Origin of the sequence: Ruegeria sp. HKCCSP346 (assembly GCF_017872595.1) — a bacterium.
In the GTDB taxonomy this organism is placed as follows: domain Bacteria; phylum Pseudomonadota; class Alphaproteobacteria; order Rhodobacterales; family Rhodobacteraceae; genus Ruegeria.
On record NZ_JAEDOT010000001.1, the window covers coordinates 1,273,754 to 1,295,145 of the forward strand.

The 21,392-nt window shown below is 59.7% G+C and carries 17 protein-coding genes; 10 read left to right on the forward strand and 7 right to left on the reverse strand.

What is annotated here, in order from left to right:
- Positions 1-9: 9 nt before the first annotated feature.
- The 3 genes from I9185_RS06395 to I9185_RS06405 all read right to left on the reverse strand — a co-directional run bounded on the left by I9185_RS06395 (position 10) and on the right by I9185_RS06405 (position 3,628).
- Entirely contained in the window at positions 10-1,464 is a 1,455-nt protein-coding gene (locus tag I9185_RS06395) for an NAD(P)(+) transhydrogenase (Re/Si-specific) subunit beta (protein ID WP_210092604.1), read from the reverse strand.
- Between the two features lie 13 nt (positions 1,465-1,477).
- Entirely contained in the window at positions 1,478-3,049 is a 1,572-nt protein-coding gene (locus I9185_RS06400) for a Re/Si-specific NAD(P)(+) transhydrogenase subunit alpha (protein ID WP_171631071.1), read from the reverse strand.
- A gap of 129 nt (positions 3,050-3,178) precedes the next feature.
- Positions 3,179-3,628, reverse strand: coding sequence for an isoprenylcysteine carboxylmethyltransferase family protein (locus tag I9185_RS06405; RefSeq protein ID WP_171722937.1), 450 nt, complete (start codon positions 3,626-3,628; stop codon positions 3,179-3,181).
- Between the two features lie 174 nt (positions 3,629-3,802).
- Between I9185_RS06405 and kynU the strand changes: the two genes are divergently transcribed.
- Complete coding sequence (kynU, locus tag I9185_RS06410; protein ID WP_210092605.1) at positions 3,803-4,996, forward strand: kynureninase; 1,194 nt, start codon at positions 3,803-3,805, stop codon at positions 4,994-4,996.
- On the opposite strand, the gene I9185_RS06415 is transcribed toward kynU, so the two are convergent.
- Positions 4,989-5,567: a TetR/AcrR family transcriptional regulator gene (locus I9185_RS06415; RefSeq protein ID WP_210092606.1), complete on the reverse strand. Its 579-nt coding sequence runs from the start codon at positions 5,565-5,567 to the stop codon at positions 4,989-4,991. The two genes, kynU and I9185_RS06415, sit on opposite strands and share 8 nt — an antisense overlap.
- 99 nt (positions 5,568-5,666) lie before the next feature.
- On the opposite strand from I9185_RS06415, the gene I9185_RS06420 reads away from it, so the two are divergent.
- A complete protein-coding gene (locus tag I9185_RS06420; RefSeq protein ID WP_152458626.1) occupies positions 5,667-6,131 on the forward strand; it encodes a (2Fe-2S)-binding protein in 465 nt (154 codons plus the stop codon).
- 3 nt (positions 6,132-6,134) lie between these two features.
- Entirely contained in the window at positions 6,135-8,375 is a 2,241-nt protein-coding gene (locus I9185_RS06425) for a molybdopterin cofactor-binding domain-containing protein (RefSeq protein WP_210092607.1), read from the forward strand.
- Positions 8,376-8,421: 46 nt separating this feature from the next.
- Here I9185_RS06425 and I9185_RS06430 read toward each other — a convergent pair whose 3' ends face one another.
- The 3 genes from I9185_RS06430 to I9185_RS06440 form a co-directional block, all read right to left on the reverse strand.
- Positions 8,422-9,201 (reverse strand): gamma-glutamyl-gamma-aminobutyrate hydrolase family protein, encoded by a 780-nt coding sequence (locus I9185_RS06430; RefSeq protein ID WP_171631058.1) that lies wholly within the window; start codon positions 9,199-9,201, stop codon positions 8,422-8,424.
- A 220-nt stretch (positions 9,202-9,421) separates the two neighbouring features.
- The gene (locus tag I9185_RS06435; protein WP_152458631.1) at positions 9,422-9,847 is read right to left on the reverse strand and encodes a heme-binding protein; all 426 of its coding nucleotides are present in this window, start codon (positions 9,845-9,847) and stop codon (positions 9,422-9,424) included.
- Positions 9,848-9,918: 71 nt separating this feature from the next.
- A complete protein-coding gene (locus I9185_RS06440) occupies positions 9,919-12,054 on the reverse strand; it encodes a malate synthase G (protein WP_210092608.1) in 2,136 nt (711 codons plus the stop codon).
- A gap of 206 nt (positions 12,055-12,260) precedes the next feature.
- Between I9185_RS06440 and pepN the strand changes: the two genes are divergently transcribed.
- The 7 genes from pepN to I9185_RS06475 all read left to right on the forward strand — a co-directional run bounded on the left by pepN (position 12,261) and on the right by I9185_RS06475 (position 21,386).
- Positions 12,261-14,813 (forward strand): aminopeptidase N, encoded by a 2,553-nt coding sequence (gene pepN / locus I9185_RS06445; protein ID WP_210092609.1) that lies wholly within the window; start codon positions 12,261-12,263, stop codon positions 14,811-14,813.
- Positions 14,810-15,238 (forward strand): hypothetical protein, encoded by a 429-nt coding sequence (locus I9185_RS06450; protein ID WP_210092610.1) that lies wholly within the window; start codon positions 14,810-14,812, stop codon positions 15,236-15,238. The genes pepN and I9185_RS06450 overlap by 4 nt, the downstream gene beginning before the upstream one ends.
- 129 nt (positions 15,239-15,367) lie before the next feature.
- Complete coding sequence (locus I9185_RS06455) at positions 15,368-16,627, forward strand: hypothetical protein (protein WP_245223419.1); 1,260 nt, start codon at positions 15,368-15,370, stop codon at positions 16,625-16,627.
- Positions 16,628-16,708: 81 nt separating this feature from the next.
- Positions 16,709-18,220 carry an Asp-tRNA(Asn)/Glu-tRNA(Gln) amidotransferase subunit GatB gene (gene gatB, locus I9185_RS06460; RefSeq protein WP_210092611.1) on the forward strand — a complete coding sequence of 504 codons (1,512 nt, stop codon included), beginning with the start codon at positions 16,709-16,711 and terminating at the stop codon, positions 18,218-18,220.
- Between the two features lie 147 nt (positions 18,221-18,367).
- Complete coding sequence (gene pepT, locus I9185_RS06465) at positions 18,368-19,624, forward strand: peptidase T (RefSeq protein ID WP_210092612.1); 1,257 nt, start codon at positions 18,368-18,370, stop codon at positions 19,622-19,624.
- A gap of 80 nt (positions 19,625-19,704) precedes the next feature.
- Positions 19,705-20,124, forward strand: a complete 420-nt coding sequence (locus tag I9185_RS06470; protein WP_171631043.1) for a DUF4177 domain-containing protein — start codon at positions 19,705-19,707, stop codon at positions 20,122-20,124.
- Positions 20,125-20,309: 185 nt separating this feature from the next.
- The gene (locus I9185_RS06475; RefSeq protein WP_210092613.1) at positions 20,310-21,386 is read left to right on the forward strand and encodes a pyridoxal-phosphate dependent enzyme; all 1,077 of its coding nucleotides are present in this window, start codon (positions 20,310-20,312) and stop codon (positions 21,384-21,386) included.
- The last annotated feature ends 6 nt before the right edge of the window (positions 21,387-21,392 follow it).

A 21,392-nucleotide genomic window follows, 5' to 3' on the forward strand; every position in this document is an offset into this window, starting at 1 on the left:
ACGCGACGATCAATCGATCATCGGCAGCAGCTTGTCCAGCGACTCCTTGGCGTCGCCGTAGAACATGCGGGTGTTCTCTTTGAAGAACAGCGGGTTTTCGATGCCAGAATACCCGGTGCCCTGACCACGTTTCGACACAAAGACCTGCTTGGCTTTCCAGCATTCCAGAACCGGCATGCCGGCGATGGGACTGTTGGGATCTTCCTGTGCCGCAGGGTTCACGATGTCGTTCGAGCCGATGACGATTGCCACATCCGTGTCCGGAAAGTCGTCGTTGATCTCGTCCATTTCCAGAACGATATCATACGGCACCTTCGCTTCGGCCAGCAAAACGTTCATGTGGCCCGGCAAGCGACCCGCCACAGGGTGGATTGCGAAACGAACGTTCTTGCCCTTGGCCCGCAGCTTGCGCACCAGTTCGGAAACCGATTGCTGCGCCTGTGCCACAGCCATGCCATAGCCCGGAATGATGATCACGCTGTCCGCGTCGTTCAAGGCTGCAGCAACGCCATCGGCCTCGATTGCGATCTGTTCGCCTTCAACGGCCATCTGTTCGCCCTGCGGGCCGCCAAAACCGCCAAGTATCACGCTGACAAAGTGGCGGTTCATCGCCTTGCACATGATGTAGGACAGGATCGCACCAGACGAGCCCACCAGCGCACCCACCACGATCAGTAGGTCGTTGCCCAGCGAGAAACCGATCGCCGCAGCCGCCCAACCCGAATAGCTGTTCAGCATCGACACAACCACCGGCATGTCGGCACCACCGATGCCCATGATCAGATGATAGCCGATGAACAACGCTGCCAGCGTCATCAGGATCAGCGGGAACAGACCCCCTGTCGATGTGTACCAGATCAGGCAGATCAGCGAGAGACCCGCCGCCGCCGCGTTCAGCGCATGGCCACCGGGCAGCTTTGTCGCTGCCGAGGTCACCTTGCCCGCCAGCTTGCCATAGGCGACGACCGACCCGGTAAAGGTGATCGCACCAATGAAGATGCCCAGGAACAGTTCCACGTGCAGGATTGCCAGCTCGGCCGGGGTTTTCTTGGCAATCAACGTGGCAAAAGACCCCAGATCGGACAGATCCGCCTGGCTGGCACTGTCCGCAATGGCCATGACCTGCGCCACGTTGCCGATCTCGAAATGCGCGTTGAAGCCGACGAACACGGCCGCAAGACCGACCAGCGAGTGCATCGCCGCAACAAGCTGCGGCATCTCGGTCATCTGCACGCGCTGCGCAACATACTGGCCGATGAAACCACCGCCCGCGATCAGCAGCAGCGACAGAAGCCACAGACCCGAGCCCGGGCCAACCAGCGTGGCGAAAACCGCCAGCGCCATACCGACGATGCCATACCAGACCGCGCGCTTGGCGCTTTCCTGGTTCGACAAACCGCCGAGCGAAAGGATGAAAAGGACAGCCGCAACAACATAGGCGGCAGTGGTGAAGCCATAATCCATGTGCCCGGCCTCCTTAAGATTTCTGGAACATGGCGAGCATGCGCCGGGTTACGAGGAAACCGCCGAAGATGTTGATCCCGGCCATGAAGACGGACAGTGCCGCCAACAGAATGACCAGGAACGACCCCGATCCGATCTGCATCAGGGCCCCGACGATGATGATCGACGAGATCGCGTTGGTGATCGCCATCAGCGGAGTGTGCAGGCTGTGTGCGACGTTCCAGATCACCTGGAAGCCCACAAAAATGGCCAGCACGAAGACGATGAAGTGCTGCATGAAACTGGCCGGAGCGATCAGCCCCACCAGCAGCATCAGCACGCCACCAACACCCAGCAGGGTGAACTGCTGCTTGGTCTGCGCCTTGAAGGCCGCAATTTCCTGCGCCTTCTTTTCTTCCGGGGTCAGTTCCTTGACCTCGGGCTTTTTCTGCGCCGCGATTGCCTGCACCTTGGGTGGTGGCGGCGGGAAGGTGATCTCACCCTCATAGGTCACGGTCGCGCCGCGGATCACGTCATCTTCCATGTCGTGATTGATCTGGCCGTCCTTTTCAGGCGTCAGATCGGTCATCATGTGACGGATATTGGTCGCGTACAAAGACGAAGACTGCGCCGCCATCCGGCTGGGGAAGTCGGTATAGCCGATGATGGTCACGCCATTGTCGGTCACCACCTTTTCGTCCGGCACGGTACCTTCGACGTTCCCGCCGCGTTCGGCCGCAAGGTCAACGATGACCGAGCCCGGCTTCATGGCCTTGACCATGTCTTCCAGCCACAGCTTTGGCGCCGGACGGTTGGGGATCAGTGCCGTGGTGATGACGATATCTATTTCCGGGGCCAGCTCTCGAAACTTGGCCAGCTGCGCATTGCGGAACTCTTCTGACTGGACGGAAGCATACCCGCCGGTGGCCGCACCATCCTGCTGTTCTTCTTCGAAGTCCAGATAGACGAACTCTGCCCCCATCGATTCGACCTGCTCGGCCACCTCGGGGCGCACGTCGAACGCGTAGGTGATTGCACCCAGCGAGGTCGATGTACCGATCGCGGCAAGCCCGGCAACACCGGCCCCGACGATCAGAACCTTCGCAGGCGGCACCTTGCCAGCCGCAGTCACCTGACCGGTGAAGAAACGACCAAAGTTGTTGCCCGCCTCTATAACGGCGCGGTAGCCGGCAATGTTGGCCATCGACGACAATGCGTCCATCTTCTGCGCGCGAGAAATACGCGGCACCATTTCCATGGCGATCACGTTTGCGCCCTTGGACTTGGCAAGGTCCATTCCTTCTTCGTTTCCGGCAGGGTTGAAGAAGGAAATCAGCGTCTTGCCCTTGGTCAGACGCTTCAGTTCCGTCTCGGTCGGGATTCGAACCTTGGCGATGATATCTGCGGCCTTCCACAGCGATGCTGCGGTCTTGACAACTTCAACGCCCACGGCCTCATACGCCGCGTCCGAAAAACCGGCGGCAGCACCTGCGCCTTTTTCGATCAGGCACTCATAGCCCAGTTTTTGCAGTTGCACGGCCGAGTCCGGTGTCATCGCGACCCGGTTCTCGCCGTCCAGTATTTCCTTTGGCGTGCCTATCTTCACTGGCAGTCCCCCTAATTCTTACTCGTTCTGAGCGGGTGATCGGTATTCTTTGTTAAGCAAAGATGTATCCTGCGCAACATTATTTCGCAAGCGCAGCATTTTTGACGTGATGTCATTGCAGAATCCACACTAGATCCAGCGCCGTGTCTTGCGTTCGTAGCGAGCGTAATCAGCGCGAAAGGTACGACGCAGGCGGTCTTCTTCCGGCAGGATGAACCGACGCTCCAACACCCAGACAAAGACTGGCAAAAGAACCAGGGACAGCACGGCATCAAACCGAAGGATAAGACCCGCAAGAATCAGAACGTCGCCCACATAGATCGGATTGCGACTGCGCTTGTAAATGCCGGACTGCACCATCGACGACGGGGTTTCATGTGGGATGACGGTTGTCTTGTGACGGCGGAATTCGACCACTGCCAGAACAGCCATCAGGATTCCACCTCCGATCAACACCCCGCTCAGAAGATCCGTCAAACCACCCTCAAGCGACAGGCCCAGCTTCAGATACCTGGCCTGCAACCAGGCAAGAGCCGCAAAAGCAACCAACCAAACCGGCGGAACGTCCATCCAGCGCATGCAAAGCCCTCATTGAATGACGACAAGATCAAGCACATGTCGCTTCTGCGCGATGTCCTACCGCTTTTGAGCCAAAATGGCAAAAGACCAGTATGTCGCATCGCATGGACTCATTATCGCGGATCGACTACCTCAATAGCAATCACCGACGTTCACACGAGTTAGCGAGCCTTCATGACTGATTTTGCGGCAACCAAAGCCATGTTCGACCTGCCAGAGGGCGTCATCTATCTGGATGGCAATTCTCTGGGCCCCCTGCCGAAATCGGCCGGTGCCCGAGTGCAACGGATGCTGACGGACGAATGGGGCCAGATGCTGATCACCGGATGGAACAAGGCTGGTTGGATGGCCCTGCCCACCGCGCTTGGTGACCGGATTGGCCGCCTGATCGGAGCTGAGCCCGGCAGTGTGGTGACCGGAGACACCTTGTCGATCAAGGTCTATCAGGCCGTGGCCTCGGCCCTTGAACTGAATCCGGGTCGCAAAGTGGTTCTGTCGGACAACGGCAACTTTCCTTCGGACCTGTATATGGCGGATGGCTTGCTGCGCTCGCTTGGGGACGCGTATGAGTTGCGCGTCGTTGATCCCAAAGCCGTGGCCGGTGCAATCACCGAAGAGGTCGCTGTTCTTATGTTGACCGAGGTGGATTATCGCTCGGGTCGGATGCACGACATGAAGGCACTGACCGAACTGGCGCATGCCAACGGCGTGATAACAGTCTGGGATCTGGCACATTCCGCGGGGGCCATCCCGGTGGACCTTTCAGGGTGCAACGCCGATTTCGCAGTCGGGTGCACGTACAAATACCTCAACGGCGGCCCCGGCGCGCCGGCCTTCATCTATGTCGCGCCGAGGTTGGCGGAACACGCACGCCCCGCCCTGTCCGGATGGCTGGGGCACGAAGCGCCGTTTGCCTTCGATCTCGACTACCGCCCCGGCAGCGGCATTGAACGGATGCGGGTGGGAACGCCCCCCATCATCCAGATGACGGCCTTGTCGGCTGCGATGGATATCTGGGATCTGGCGGACATGACCGACGTCCGGGCCAAATCGATTGAACTGACCGAGCTTTTCATAGAACGCGTCGAGGCAACCTGCCCGGATCTGCAACTGGCCAGCCCCCGTGATCCGCAGCAGCGTGGCAGCCAGATCTCGTTCCGTTTCAAGGAAGGGTATGCCGCCATGCAGGCCCTGATCGCCCGAGGCGTGATCGGAGATTTTCGAGCACCCGACATAATGCGGTTCGGCTTTACACCTTTGTATATCGACGAAGGCGATGTCGAACGCGCCGTCGGGATTATGGCCGATATCATGCAGAATCGCCTGTGGGACACGCCCGAATACAGCATCCGTCAGCGCGTTACCTGACTTCGAGTCCGGCGCCGAAAAGGGCCGCGACCTGTGCGACCTGCTGTTCATAGACCTCGGCGCCAGCGCCAATCAGCTTCAGCCCTTTGAGCGTGGCCGTGATCGTCCGACCGGTCTCTGCCGCGTCAGCCAGAAGGCGAACCCGGCCCGCCTTTTCCTGTTGCGTCAGCCAGTCCGCATAGAGCGCGGCCAGCCTGGCCTCACCCGCCGCGATGATTTCCCCAGACAGCGATTTTGTGTTGTCGAGGATTTCAAGCCCGTGGGGCGAGGCCAGAATTTTTGCCATCCCCTCGGTCTGCGCCTGAATTGCGCGGGTCAGAACCTCAGGCACCGCCCCCTGCGTCGCCAGCGCTTCGGCCACCGCAACGCACTTTTCGGCATAGTACAGCTCGGTCAGCTTGCTGACGATCGCCTCTTTGTTCTTGTAATGCAGATACACCGCCGGCCGGGACATCCCCGCACCGCGCGCGATATCGTCCATCGAGGTCTTTCTATATCCATAAGTGGAAAACGCCTGAAACGCCGAGTTCAGGATCGCCTGTTGCCGTGAGCCGTCACCATTGTCTTTCATATTCGAAGCCCTGACATTTTTTGTGCAATTTGTCAATTGACATCCTGACACTTTCCTACAATTATGTCAGAAACCAGCCACAGTAACACGAGGTGCGCCATGGCGACGACCCTGAAGATCAACGGCAAGCAACATCAGGTGGATCTGCCTGATGACGTCCCCCTTCTTTGGGTTCTGCGGGACGAGGTCGGGCTGACCGGCACCAAGTTCGGCTGCGGCGTGGCCGCATGCGGGGCCTGCACCGTGCACATCGATGGCGAGGCCGTGCGCTCCTGCCAGGTGGCGCTTTCGGATGTCTGGGGTGACGTGACCACGATCGAAGGGCTCGGCTCGCCGGACGCGCTGGCCACGATCCAACAGGCCTGGATCGATCATCAGGTCGCGCAGTGCGGATACTGCCAGTCGGGCCAGATCATGCAGGCCGCGGCATTGCTGGCGGAAAACCCGGACCCCACTGACGCAGACATCGACGAAGCGATGCAGGGCAACCTGTGCCGCTGCGGCACCTATCCCCTTATCCGCGCAGCAATCCATGACGCGGCATCCAAGCTGAAGGAGGCGTAAGCAATGGCTTCCGTTGGAAAAATCCTCCGCCGTACGTTCCTGATCGGCTCTGCCGCGATCGTTGGCGGCGTGGCCTTTGGCACCTATTACGTGACCCGCCCCGCGGCCAACCCCTTGAAACCCCGCGAAGGAGAGGCAGCACTGAACCCGTTTGTGCTGATTGACCAGAACGGTGTCACATTGTTCGCGCCCCGCGCGGAAATGGGTCAGGGCGTCCGAACCACATGGGCCGCGCTGATCGCCGAGGAACTGGATGTCGATCTGGATCAGATCACCGTTCTGCACGGCCCCGCTGCGGCGGCCTATTACAATTCGGCCCTTGTGGGCGAAGGGTTGCCAAACAAGGGATACGATATCTCGAATTTCCAGCACAATCTGGGCGAGGCACTGGGTGTTCTGGGCAAGACGCTTAGCCTGCAAGTCACGGGTGGCTCGACCTCGATGAAAGATGGGTTCGACCGAATGCGGCAAGCCGGTGCTTCGGCCCGTGAAACACTCAAACGCGCTGCCGCAGACCGGTTGGGCGTCGACCCCTCGGATCTGAAAACGGCGTCAGGCCATGTCATTGCCCCCAACGGCGACAAGATCGCCTATTCAATGCTTGCCGAGGATGCCGCCGGGCTGGAACCCGTTGAGGTACCGTTGCGAGACCCGTCCGAATGGCGCTATCTGGGCCGAAGCCAACCGCGTCTCGACATGGTGGGCAAGGCGACAGGCACCGCTGAATTCGGCGTCGATGTCCGCCTGCCGGGCATGAAATTCGCCAGCGTGCGAATGAACCCCAAACTGGGCGGCGTGATGAACGGCTTTGACGACAGCGCCGCAAGATCCATGCCCGGGGTTGAGAAGGTCGTCGATCTGGGCACAGGCGTGGCCGTGATCGCAAGCAACACATGGTTGGCCAATCAGGCAGTCGAGGCCATTGATGTCGATTGGGGCGACGCGCCCTATCCGCCGGAAACCGAAGACATCTTTGCCAGGATCGCCGAGGCGTTTGACGACGCACCGAACTCGACCATGCGCGACGACGGCGATGTCAGCGCGAGCCCGGAAAACGCCATTGAAATCACCGCCGAGTATCGCGTGCCCTATCTGGCCCATGCAACGATGGAGCCAATGAATGCCACCGCGCTCTACACGGGAAATGCGTTGGAACTCTGGTGCGGCAACCAGGCCCCCACACTGATTCAGTTCCGCGTTGCCAACACTGCCGGACTGGATACCGAAGCCGTCCAAATCCACACCACCTATCTGGGTGGCGGGTTTGGTCGCAGGGGCGAACTGGATTTCGGCGAAATCGCAACCAAGGTTGCCATGGCCATGCCCGGCACACCGGTTCAGACGACCTGGAGCCGCGAAGAGGACATGCGTCACGACTATTTCCGCCCCGGCGCCATCGCCCGGATGCGCGGCGCGGTTCAGGACGGCAAGGCCGTGCTCGTTGACGGGAAGGTCGCGGCCCAATCTCCGACCCAACAGGCGGTCGAGCGCTACACCGGGTTCCCCGGCGGAGGGCCCGACAAAGTGCTGGTCGAGGGCTTCTTCAACCAGCCCTACGCGGTACCGAATTACCGCATGAGCGGCCACATTGCTGATTTGGCTGTTCCCGTGGGGTTCTGGCGCTCGGTCGGCAACAGCCATAACGGCTTTTTTCATGAAACATTCATGGATGAGATGGCTCATGCCGCAGGCCGTGATCCGCTGGAGTTCCGGCTGGAGCTGATGAGGAACGAACACGCGCCGTCGGCGGGATGTTTGGAAGCGGTGAAGGAAATGTCAGGCTGGACGGGTCAGACGACCGAAGGCGTCGGTCGGGGCGTGGCTTTCACATACAGCTTCGGCACTCCGGTGGCCCAGGTCATCGAGGTGGTCGACGAAGACGGCACCATCCGCATCAGCAAGGCCTGGATTGCCTGCGACATGGGGCTGGCGCTGGACCCGGAAAACGTCAAGGCGCAGATGTTCGGCGGCATGATGTACGGCCTGTCTGCCGCGTATTTCGGTGAGATCACCTTTGCGGAAGGCGAAGTCGAGCAGTTCAACTTCCCCGACTATGACGCGATGCGGATGCACACAGCCCCGCAGGTCGAGGTGCGCGTGCTGGAAACCAATCAGCATATGGGTGGTGCGGGCGAGCCCGGAACACCGCCTTCGATGCCGGCACTCGGCAATGCGCTTTTCGACCTGACGGGCAAGCGCGCCCGCTCGCTTCCGCTGATCAATCAGTTCAACCTGCTGGTCTGATCGCACGGCACCGGCCCGATTTCCCCCTCGTCGGGGCCGGTGTCATTCAGGCAGATTTTTGAACTGCCTGATGAACCGTTCCGGCGGCCCATCCACGCACCGCATCACCGAAGGCTTCGAACAGGGGGCGCGAGACCGGGTCATTGATCGCGTCCCATTCCGGATGCCATTGAACCGACAGGGTAAAGCCGGGCGCATCCTTGATGTAGATCGCTTCGGGCGTCCCGTCCGGTGCATGGCCATCAATGACCACGCGCTGCCCAATCGTTTTGATGCCCTGACCGTGCAAGGTGTTGGTCATGACCTCGGTTGCGCCGAACAGTTTGTGGAAAACGCCGCCGTTTTCCAGTGTCACCACATGACGCAGGGCAAACTTTTCCTCCAGGGTTCCATCGGGCGGCATCCGGTGGTTCATCCGCCCCGGCAGATCGCGTATCTCGGGATAAAGCGTTCCGCCCATGGCAACGTTGACTTCCTGAAACCCCCGGCAGATGCCCAAAAACGGCTGTCCCCTTTCAACGCAGGCGCGAACCAACGGCAGAGTTATGGCGTCACGTGCCCGGTCGAATTCGCCATGTGCATCGGTTGCAGGTTCCCCGTATTCTTCCGGGTGCACGTTCGGGCGACCGCCCGTCAGCAAAAAGCCGTCACAGACCTCCAGCAACTCATCGACTGACACGTAACGCGGATCTGCGGGTATCAACAACGGAAGACATCCTGACACGTTGGCCACGGCATCCGAATTCATCGTTCCCCCAGCATGTGTGGGGTATTGATCGTTCATGAGGTACGAGTTGCCGATGATACCGACGACAGGCCGAGACATTCCACTTTCCCTGCTGTTGTTGTGCCTGTCAAGGAAGCTAGCGGCAGCGGTTTTAACGTGCAAGAATACACGCCCTGCATGAAAGCGCAGGGACGTGTTCGAAGACGCACTGTACGTTCTGGCCCGCCCCGCTTAATTGGAAAAATTTTCCAACGAACATCTGCGCGATGGAAAAAATTTCCCCACTCAGCGGGAAAGACGTATAAATACAACGCTCTTGTTAAATCTCGCCGATCAGGCCGGCTGCCTCGATCCCCGCCATTGCGGCCAGCGCATCATTGTCTGATGTGTCTCCGGTAACCCCAACGGCGCCGATCACGGCCCCCTTGCGATCACGCAACAGCACGCCACCCGGAACAGGCACGACCTGACCACCATAGACGCCATTTACAGAGGCCATGAAATAGGCCTGTGTTTCAGCGCGCTGCATCTGCGCGGTGCCCGCCATTCCCAGCATGACCGACCCATAGGCCTTGCCCTGTGCAATCCCGAACCGGCCCGGTGCTGCACCATCCTCGCGCTCGAACGCAATGACATGCCCACCGGCGTCCAGAACCACGACTGAGAGCGGCTTCAACTCCATCTCTCGGCCCTTTTCCAGGGTTTTGCGGATGATGGTGCGGGCCTTGCGTAGGGAAACTGACATCTGAAGGTCCTCTCGTCAGATTGAAGTTCGACGAAGCCCGCAAACGATTGGTCTGTGGGCTTTTGTCGGTGTTATCCTTGGCTGGTTTTCAATTCCAGACGGCGCGCATGCAGGACCGGCTCGGTATAGCCCGAGGGCTGAACCCGGCCCTTGAACACCAGATCGCATGCGGCCTGAAAGGCGATACCGTCAAATCCCGGCGCCATCGGTGTGTAATTCGGATCGTCTTCATTCTGGCGATCCACGACGGCGGCCATCTTTTGCAGTGCGGCCATGACCTGAGCTTCATCCACGATGCTGTGATGCAGCCAGTTGGCCAGTGCCTGCGACGAAATCCGACACGTCGCGCGGTCTTCCATCAGGCCGACATCGTTGATGTCGGGCACCTTGGAACAGCCCACGCCCTGATCGACCCAACGCACGACATAGCCGAGGATACCCTGCGCGTTGTTTTCAAGTTCACGCGTGATTTCCTCGTCACTCAGATTGCGTCCAGCCAGCAAGGGGATGGTCAACAGATCCTTCAACGTACCACGTGCGCCGCCTGCGGCCAGCTCGTCCTGACGGGACAGCACATCGACCTTGTGGTAATGCGTTGCGTGCAGGGTCGCGGCCGTGGGCGACGGCACCCAGGCACATGTCGCTCCGGCCATGGGGTGGCCGATCTTGGCCTCAAGCATATCGCCCATGCGATCCGGCATGGCCCACATGCCCTTGCCGATCTGCGCCTTGCCCTTCAGGCCACAGGCCAGACCAATATCGACATTGCGATCTTCATAGGCCGCAATCCATGGCGTATTCTTGATGTCGCCCTTGGGCAGCATCGGACCGGCCTCCATCGAGGTATGAATTTCGTCGCCAGTCCGGTCCAGGAAACCCGTATTGATAAAGGCGACGCGTGATTTTGCGGCGCGAATGCACTCTTTGAGGTTGACCGAGGTGCGGCGTTCCTCATCCATGATGCCCAGCTTCACCGTGTTGCGCGGCAGGCCCAGAATGTCTTCGACCATGTCGAATATCTCGACCGAGAACGCAACTTCCTCGGGCCCGTGCATCTTGGGCTTCACCACATAGACAGAGCCCTCGACAGAATTGCCCCCGTCCTGTTTCAGGTCGTGCATGGCGATCAGGGTGGTGCACAGAGCATCCATCAAGCCTTCGCCGATCTCGCGCCCTTCTGCGTCAAGCACGGCCGGGTTGGTCATCAGGTGACCCACGTTGCGCACCAGCATCAGGGACCGGCCTTTCAGCCTGGCCTGATCACCCGACGGAGTGGTAAAGCTCAGGTCCTCGGCCAGTTTCCGAGTGAACGTTGTGCCGCCCTTGGTGACCTCTTCGGTCAGGTCGCCTTTCATGAGGCCCAACCAGTTGCCATAGGCCACAACCTTGTCGGCGGCATCGACACAGGCAACCGAGTCTTCGCAATCCATGATGGTGGACAGTGCGGATTCCAACTGGACATCTGCAATGCCTGCGGGATCGGTCGCGCCTATGTTGCTTGTGGAGTCGATCATGATCTGGATGTGCAGGCCGTTGTTTTTCAACAGCACAAAGTCGGGCGTGTCCGCCGAACCGCCAAACCCGGCAAATTGAGCGGGATCGCCCAGCGCAGGGGTCAACGCACCGTCGGTGATGCCCAGTTCGGTGACATCCGCCCATGATCCCGACGCCAGAGGCACGGCATCATCCAGAAACGCCTTGGCCCATGCGATCACCCGTGCGCCGCGCGCCGCATCATAGCCACCGCTTGCCGGCAGATCCCCCATTGCATCGGTTCCGTACAGCGCATCATACAGGCTGCCCCAGCGCGCGTTGGCCGCGTTTAGGGCAAAGCGTGCATTGGTAATCGGAACAACCAGTTGCGGGCCCGGGGTCAGGGCGATCTCGGGGTCGACCTTGGCCGTTTCAATCTGGAACGCGTCGCCTTCTTCGACCAGATACCCGATCTCTTTCAGGAAAGCCTCATATTCAGCGGCATCGGTGTTCTGCTCCTTTCGGGCCATGTGCCACCCATCGATGCGGCTTTGGATCTCGGCCCGTTTGGCCAGCAGCTCACGGTTTTTCGGCCCCAGTTCGTCCACCATCCGCGCCATGCCGTCCCAGAACTTCTGCGAAGAGACGCCCGTGCCCGGCAGCGCCTGCGTCTCGATGAACTCAGCCAATACCGGATCGATCTGCAGTCCGCTCAGGGTCTGTCTGTCCGTCATATTCCTGCTCTCCTGCGATTGTGCGCCATTGTATGCACTGTGACTTAGGCGGAAAGTTTCCGATAGGCAACTTTCATCCCGTCATTTGGGGCATTCGCTTTGGCTTGAAGCTGTTTCAAAAACCTCAAGGCAATGGCAGGGCCGGTTGCAGCGCCCGAACGAAGCCCCTAACGTCGCGCCAGTCCCGAACAGATACGAGGCCCAAGATGCGCGACGCTGCCCCCACCACGATCTACCTGAAAGACTACACACCGTTTGGCTATCTGGTGGACAGCGTGCACCTGACTTTTGATCTGGACGCGCACGCCACGCACGTCACCTCGCGCATTGCGTTCCGGCCCAATCCTGACGCAACCGACCGCACCTTCTTTCTGCACGGGGAAGAACTGAACTTGATCCGCGCCGCCATTGACGGGGCCGAGATCACGCCAGACGTGACCGACAAAGGACTAACCGCAGATGTCCCGGACGCCCCGTTCCTGTGGGAAGCCGAGGTTGAAATCGACCCCGGCAACAATACCGCGCTGGAAGGTCTGTACATGTCGAACGGCATGTACTGCACCCAGTGCGAGGCCGAGGGGTTCCGCAAGATCACCTTCTATCCCGACCGTCCCGACGTGATGTCCACCTTCACAGTTCGGATCAACGGCGACCTGCCGGTTCTGCTGTCGAACGGCAACCCGTCGGGCAAGGGTGAAGGTTGGGCCGAATGGGTCGATCCATGGCCAAAACCCGCCTATCTGTTCGCTCTGGTCGCCGGAGACCTGATTGCACATCCCGGTCAGTTCACCACCAGATCAGGTCGCACCGTCGAACTGAACCTCTGGGTCCGTCCCGGAGACGAGGGGAAATGCGCCTTCGGCATGGAGGCGTTGAAGAAGTCGATGAAATGGGACGAGGATGTCTATGGCCGTGAATACGATCTGGACGTCTTCAACATCGTGGCCGTCGATGACTTCAACATGGGCGCGATGGAAAACAAGGGGCTGAACATCTTCAACTCGTCGGCCGTTCTCGCCAGTCCCGAAACTTCGACCGACGCCAATTTCGAACGGATCGAGGCGATCATCGCGCATGAGTATTTCCACAACTGGACCGGCAACCGCATCACCTGCCGCGACTGGTTCCAGCTGTGCCTCAAGGAAGGTCTGACAGTATTCCGGGATGCGCAATTCACATCGGACATGCGCTCGGCCCCGGTAAAGCGCATCCACGATGCCATAGACCTGCGTGCCCGGCAGTTCCCCGAGGACAACGGGCCGTTGTCGCATCCAGTGCGCCCCGAGAGCTTTCAGGAGATCAACAACTTCTACACCGCCACCGTCTATGAGAAGGGCGCCGAGGTGATCGGCATGCTGAAACGGTTGGTCGGGGATGCGGCCTATGCCAAGGCGCTTGATCTGTATTTTGAACGCCATGACGGTCAGGCCTGCACGATCGAGGACTGGCTAAAGGTTTTCGAAGACACCACCGGGCGCGATCTGACACAATTCAAACGTTGGTACAGCCAGTCGGGCACTCCGCGCGTCAGGGTTCAGGAAGACTGGGCCGACGGCACCTATACACTTACGCTGAAACAGCGAACCGATCCCACGCCGGGACAGGAGGAGAAACTGCCTCAGGTCATCCCGGTTGCAGTCGGCCTGATTGGGCCAAACGGCGATGAGGTTCGCGCGACCGAAGTGCTGGAACTGACGCAGGCCGAACAGAGCTTTGCGTTCACTGGCCTGGCGGCGAAACCCACAGCATCGATCCTGCGCGATTTCTCGGCACCTGTCATTCTGGAACATGACCAGTCGAACGCGCAACGCGCGTTTCTTCTGGCGCATGACACGGACCCGTTTAACCGTTGGCAGGCAGGACGGGATCTGGCGCAGGACACCCTGATGCGGATGATCCTTAAGGATGCGGCACCGGATACCGATTACCTTGACGGCGCGTTGACTGTGCTGCGCAATGACGAACTGGACCCGGCCTATCGTGCGTTGATGCTGGGATTGCCGACACAATCGGAATTGGCAGCGGCCCTGCACGACCGTGGCCACACGCCCGACCCTATGGCGATCTGGACCGCAGTGGAAACGTTGCGGCAGGCAACAGCCCAGACCGTACAGGATTTGCTGCCCCGCCTGCACAGTGAGGCTTTGGTGGACGGCCCCTACAGCCCGAACGCCGAGCAATCCGGTAAACGGGCACTTGGCAGCGCCGCGCTGGCACTGACCTCTCGTCTGGACGGCGGGGCGATGGCGGCCGAGATGTACGACACGGCAGACAACATGACATTGCAACTGACGGCATTGTCTTGCCTTTTACGCGCCCGCAAGGGTGAGGCGCAGCTGGATGCCTTCTACGAACAGTGGCAGCATGACCGGTTGGTCATGGACAAGTGGTTTGGCCTGCAAGTCGCGATGGCAGCACCCGAGGCGACACCCGCAATTGCCGCGACCCTGACCGAGCATTCCGATTTCAACTGGAAAAACCCAAACAGGTTCCGCGCTGTCATGGGGGCCTTGGCGATGAACCACGCAGGGTTCCACCAGCCGGATGGCGCCGGATACGCCCTGCTGGCCGACTGGCTGATCCGTCTGGACCCGGTGAACCCACAGACCACGGCCCGAATGTGCTCGGCGTTCCAGACCTGGAAACGGTATGATCCGGATCGTCAGGCCCTGATGCGTGCGCAGCTTTCCCGCATCGCGGAAACACCGAACCTGTCGCGGGACACGACCGAAATGGTGTCCCGCATCCTCGGCGCATGACGCCTTACAGCTTTGCCCGCAGCAACCGGAATTTGCGAACGCTGGCCATCCTGGCCGCTGTTTATGCGGCGTTGCTGGCGCTGGTTGTCCTGTTTGACGCGGCCTGGTGGATCGCGGGGCTGCTGTCTTTGGCCACCCTGCCCGCACTTTGGGACGTGGTTCAGAACACCAGCGCGGGCATGCAGCTGGATCAGAATGTGCTAAGCTGGTTCACGGGGAACCGGCAGGCAGAGGTCGCGCTGCGCGACATCGACCATTTCCGCTTTGACACCCGTTGGGATTTCTCGGTTCGAGTGTCGATCGTTTTGCATTCCGGCAAACGAATCCGTCTGCCGGATGAGTCGCTGCCGGCGCATCTGGATTTGGAAACCCTTCTGAAACAAGCCGGATTTCGCGTAGCACGGCATCATTTCACTGTTTTCTGAAACACTGAACCCTTGAATGGTGAATTGGACACGAAAAGAAGAAATTAATCGGCAATTTACTTGATTTGAACCCGATATCCCGCCAGACTTCGGTGTCAGTTATACGTTTTTACAGTTTTGAGTATCGCCATGTTTCGGTCGCTAAGGGCACTGTTCGCCCCATCCACAGCTACTCCTACAAATGTTTCAGCAGATCTGTGCGCGACAAAATCCGCGCTTGCGGCCGCCTTGCCCGAGCAGGGTCAGCTGAATATTCCCGTCGCAAAATACGACCGCGATGATCTGATCGGACATTCCACGATCGAACATGGCCGCTATCTCGCCCGGCAGGACCGCTGGGCAGAGCTGTCGCAGGAAATGCGCGTGGCTGATCAGGATCGCGCCGCCGTTGCTGATGGTATGCCAATGGCCGATCTGCTGGCGTTCGGTGCCAGGTCTGACGTTGTTCTGGCCGCTGAACATGCGCTCTCGGATGGCGCGGCCATCTCGGATTACGACCTGTTGGGGGGCATCTCGGAACTTGAAGGCGAGATGGCGGACAACCCCTATGACCCGATGATCGCCACCGTTGTTGCCCTTGCCCATATCGATCTGGCGTGGGCATGGCGCGGAACGGCCTCGGACGCGACGCTGCCACCTTTGCACCGGTCACGCTGCGCCGCGCATTTCGACCGGGCCGCGGCAATCCTGCCCAAATGCAGGAAGGATGCCCCCGACAGCCCCCTGATTGCAGCGACCGGATGTGCGCTGCTGGCTGGTCAGCGCAAATCCAACGCGCGGGTGGCCGAAGAATATGAACGGCTGATCACGCTGGATCCATGCAATCAGCGCCACATGCGCGCGATGGGCAGCCACCTTCTGCCCCGGTGGTTCGGCAGCTACGAAGAGCTGGAGCTGCAAGCCTTGCGTACAGCCGCCAGGACACAGGATATCTGGGGCGCGGGCGGATACACATGGGTTCAGTTCGACGCCATCGCATTGGACGAAGAGGCCTGTGCCCGCGTCGATATCGAGTATTTCCTTGAAGGCCTGCGCGATATCCTGCGCCTGCGGCCTGATCAGCAGATGATCAACATGCTGTCATCCTACTGCGCGATCACTGTCCAGAACGGATTTGGCCTGAACGATCAGGCCGACCTTGTCCGTTCGCAGATGCGTGACACGGCAAACCGGCTTATCCGCGATCACCTGACTGAATTGCACCCGTTGATCTGGGCGCATGCGGCCAACGGTTTCAACAATTCCGTCCGCATAAACTCGCCCGAACGATTTGCAGCGCGCGGTCAGCGCGATGCCTTGCGCGCCATCTCGGATCTGTTCCGGGAAGAACTGCGCAGCGGTATGGATGTGACATTCACACCGTCGGGCCTGCGGTTTTCCCAGAACTGAACACGACAGGATTCCCCCTTGCCCCTAAGCCCTGCCGGGCCTAATACGCAGGCTTAGACTTCTGCGGAAATGAGGCGCGCCATGCTCGATCTGACATACGAAATGCCCAAACCCAAAACCATTGCCGGGGCCAAGCACGATTGGGAACTGGTGATCGGGATGGAGGTGCATGCTCAGGTCTCATCCAATGCCAAGCTGTTTTCGGGTGCATCCACCCAATTCGGGGCGGAACCGAATTCAAACGTGGCTTTCGTGGACGCGGCGATGCCGGGGATGCTGCCGGTGATCAACGAATACTGCGTTGAGCAAGCTGTGCGCACAGGGCTGGGCCTGAAGGCGGATATCAATCTGAAATCGGCCTTTGACCGCAAGAATTATTTCTACCCCGACCTGCCGCAAGGGTATCAGATTTCCCAGCTTTACCACCCGATCGTGGGCGAAGGCGAAGTGCTGGTCGAACTGGGCGACGGCACCGCGCGCAAGGTGCGGATCGAGCGTATCCACATGGAGCAGGACGCGGGTAAATCGATCCACGACATGGATCCGCATATGTCCTTCGTCGACCTGAACCGCACCGGTGTCTGCCTGATGGAGATCGTCAGCCGCCCCGACATCCGCGGGCCGGAAGAGGCCGCGGCCTATATCGCCAAGCTGCGTCAGATCATGCGTTACCTGGGCACCTGCGACGGCAACATGCAGAACGGCAACCTGCGGGCCGATGTGAACGTCTCGATCTGTTTGCCCGGCGCCTATGAGAAGTATCAGGAAACACAGGATTTTTCGCATCTGGGCACGCGCTGCGAGATCAAGAACATGAACTCGATGCGCTTCATCCAGCAAGCGATCGAGGTCGAAGCCCGCCGTCAGATCGCCATCGTCGAAGGTGGTGGCAAGGTCGAGCAGGAAACCCGTCTGTATGACCCGGACAAGGGTGAAACCCGTTCGATGCGGTCCAAGGAAGAAGCGCATGATTACCGCTATTTCCCTGACCCCGACCTGCTGCCGCTGGAGATCGAACAAGCATGGGTCGATGATATCGCCGCCAGGCTGCCCGAGCTGCCGGACGAGAAAAAGGCGCGCTTCATCAATGAGTTCGGCCTGACCGACTATGACGCATCAGTGCTGACCGCCGAGGTCGAATCCGCCGCCTATTTCGAGGAAGTGGCCAAGGGCCGTAACGGAAAACTGGCGGCGAACTGGGTCATCAACGAGCTGTTCGGCCGCCTGAAGAAAGACGACCGCGACATCACCGACTCGCCGGTTTCGCCCGCGCAGCTGGGCGGGATCATCGACCTGATCGCCTCGGACGCGATTTCGGGCAAGATCGCCAAAGAGGTGTTCGAGATCGTCTATACCGAAGGCGGCGACCCGGCGCAGATCGTCGAAGAGCGCGGCATGAAGCAGGTGACCGACACCGGCGCGATCGAGGCCGCGCTGGACGAGATCATCGCCGCCAACCCGGCGCAGGTCGAGAAGGCCAAGGTGAACCCGAAACTGGCGGGCTGGTTCGTGGGTCAGGTCATGAAAGCCACCGGCGGCAAGGCGAACCCGAAAGCCGTCAACGAACTGGTCAGCAAGAAGCTGGGCTCGTAAACCTTTCATTTTGTACAAGCCTGCCGGCAATCTTTGGCGGGTTTGTACTATCCGGTTTCTCACAAAATCTTAAGACTTGGGGTCAAGCCATCGGCTTGACTTCCTGCTGTTTGGGCCCTTTCCTCCGCAACAGAGAGGTGAGGTATTATGCAAAGCAGATTTGATCAGGAACTCGAAGACCGGCTGGTGCGCTATGCCGCCATCGACAGTCAAAGTGACGAGACATCCCCGACGACCCCGAGCACTCAGATTCAGTTCGACATGCTGAACCTGTTGCGCGATGAGCTGATCCAGATCGGCGCGCAGGATGTTGAGATGACGGGCGACAGTGTTGTCGTCGCGACCATTCCCGGAACGGCGCCGGGGCCGACCGTGGGCTTTCTGGCCCATGTCGATACAGCCCCTCAGTTCAACGCAACCGGCGTCAAGCCGCGGGTGATCAAGGGCTACAACGGTGGCGACATCACCTTTCCGGACAACCCGGATCTGGTTCTTTCTCCGGAAGACCACCCCTATCTGGCCGAAAAGATCGGCCACGACCTGATCACTGCGTCGGGCACAACCCTGCTGGGCGCGGACGACAAGGCCGGTGTATCGATTCTGATGACGATGGCGCGGCACCTGATCGAAAATCAGGATGTTCCACATGGTCCGATTCGTATCGCGTTCACTCCGGATGAAGAGATCGGCCGGGGTGTCACGGAACAACTTCCCCAGGATCTGGGCGTGGATTTTGCTTATACGCTGGATGGGCAGCAAGTGGGTGAGATCGAGTATGAAAGTTTCTCGGCCGACCGCGCCGTGATCCGGATCGAGGGTGTTTCGATCCATCCCGGCCTGGCCAAGGAAAAGATGGTGAACGCCACGCATCTGGCGGCAAAGATTGTACAGACATTGCCTCAGGCCACCATGACGCCGGAAACCACGGACGGGCGCGAAGGCTTCATCCATGTCACTGACATGAACGGCGGATCATCCGAGATGGAGATCAAGCTGATCCTGCGTGATTTCGAGATGGACGGGCTGGAAGCGCAACGAAACATCGTGCGGCAGGTCTGCGCCGCCGTGCAGGCCACGGAACCGCGCGCGACCATCACCTGCGACATCAGCCACCAGTACCGCAACATGCGGTATTGGCTGGAAAACGACATGACTCCGGTCGAACTGGCGCGCGATGCGTGTCGCGAGTTGGGGGTTGAACCGCTGTGGGTACCGATTAGGGGCGGCACGGACGGATCGCGCCTGACCGAATTCGGCACCCCCTGCCCCAACATTTTCACCGGGATGCAGTGCGTTCACGGCCCGTTGGAATGGATTTCAGTGCAGGACATGGCGTTGGCGACGGAACTGTGCCTGTCGGTTGTGGCCAAGGCGGCACAGGCCGAAGCGAATGGTCAGAGGTGAATTCCGCCGGATGAGCAAGGGCCCTTTCACCCGGGGGGCAGCGTGTTAAGTTGGCGCGGAAACGCATTTAGGAACAGTAGATGAAGCGCTACGAATACAAGGTCATCCCCGCCCCGCAAAAAGGTGTCAAAGCCAAAGGCGTGAAAACGGCCGAGGGCCGCTTTGCCGTCTCGGTCGAGCAACTGCTGAATCAGTTGGGGCAGGATGGCTGGGAATACCAGCGGGCCGAGTTGCTGCCCAGCGAAGAACGCTCGGGTCTGACCGGATCGACCACGAACTGGCGCAATGTGCTGGTGTTCCGCCGCGTGGTGGAAGAGGAAGTCGATGCCTCGTGGGTCGGCGCAGTACCTGAGATGGATGACACCCCGCTGGCCCAGCCGATTCCGGGCCCCGACGAGGTACAGGCCCCAAAACCTATTGCCGCAGAGGCGGACGAGCCGCCTTTGTCGTTGAAGCGGTCTGATGACGCCGCTGATGAAAGCGACCCTTCAAAAACATAGGCTTGGGGGCTGGTACGACCGCCAGAGCGATTGCAAATGCCCTGTGGCCTTGTGCAGGACATCCGTGTTCGCTCTGACATACGTCAAGTCGAGCCGGGACGGCCCAACCACATTGGAAAGCAATAAGGGCTACACCCTCGGGAAATCTGTGGCATGTTAGCCGGATATTCTGGAGGGACATCGAAATGGCTATTCGACAGACACAAGGGCGGACACGCCTGTATGACAGCATTCTCGACACGGTCGGTGACACGCCCTGCATTCGGGTCAATCGGATCGCGCCAGAGCATGTGACCGTCTATGTGAAATTCGAGGCCTTCAACCCGGCAGGCTCGGTCAAGGACAGGCTGGCGCTGAACATCATCGAGGCGGCGGAACGTGACGGGCGGCTGAAGCCCGGACAAACCGTTGTCGAAGCGACATCCGGCAACACCGGGATCGGGCTGGCCATGGTGTGCGCGGCCAAGGGATACCCTCTGGTCGTGACGATGGCCGAGAGCTTCTCGGTCGAACGGCGAAAGCTGATGCGGTTTCTGGGCGCCAAGGTTGTTCTGACCCCGAAGGCGCAAAAAGGGTTCGGCATGTATACCAAGGCCAAGGAACTGGCCGAGGAAAACGGATGGTTCCTTGCCAGCCAGTTCGAGACCGCAGCCAATGCCGATATTCACGAGAACACGACTGCCCGGGAAATTCTTGCCGATTTCGAAGGGCAACGGCTGGATTATTGGGTGACGGGCTATGGGACCGGCGGCACCGTTTCGGGCGTTTCGCGTATACTGCGGAAAGAGCGGCCCGACACCAGGATCATCCTGACCGAACCGGCAAATGCCGCAATAGTATCATCAGGTTACGTCAATACGCGCAACGCTGACCATCAGCCGACCGAAAGCCACCCCGATTTCGAGCCCCACCCGATTCAGGGCTGGACACCGGATTTCATCCCCTGGGTTCTTCAGGAAGCCATCGACAATTCATACTATGACGAGTTGATCCCCATTCCCGGACCCGAAGGAATCGCATGGTCGCGCCGGCTTGCCGCCGAAGAAGGGATATTCACCGGGATTTCGGGCGGATCGACCTTTGCGGTGGCCATGAAGTTGGCCAAATCCGCGCCGGCAGGCTCTGTCATGCTGGTCATGTTGCCGGACACCGGCGAGCGATACTTGTCGACCCCCCTGTTCGAGGGAATCGAAGAGGGCATGACGGAAGAGGAATACGCGATCTCGGCATCGACGCCGTCCGCACAGATGGAGGCGGGTTGACACGTA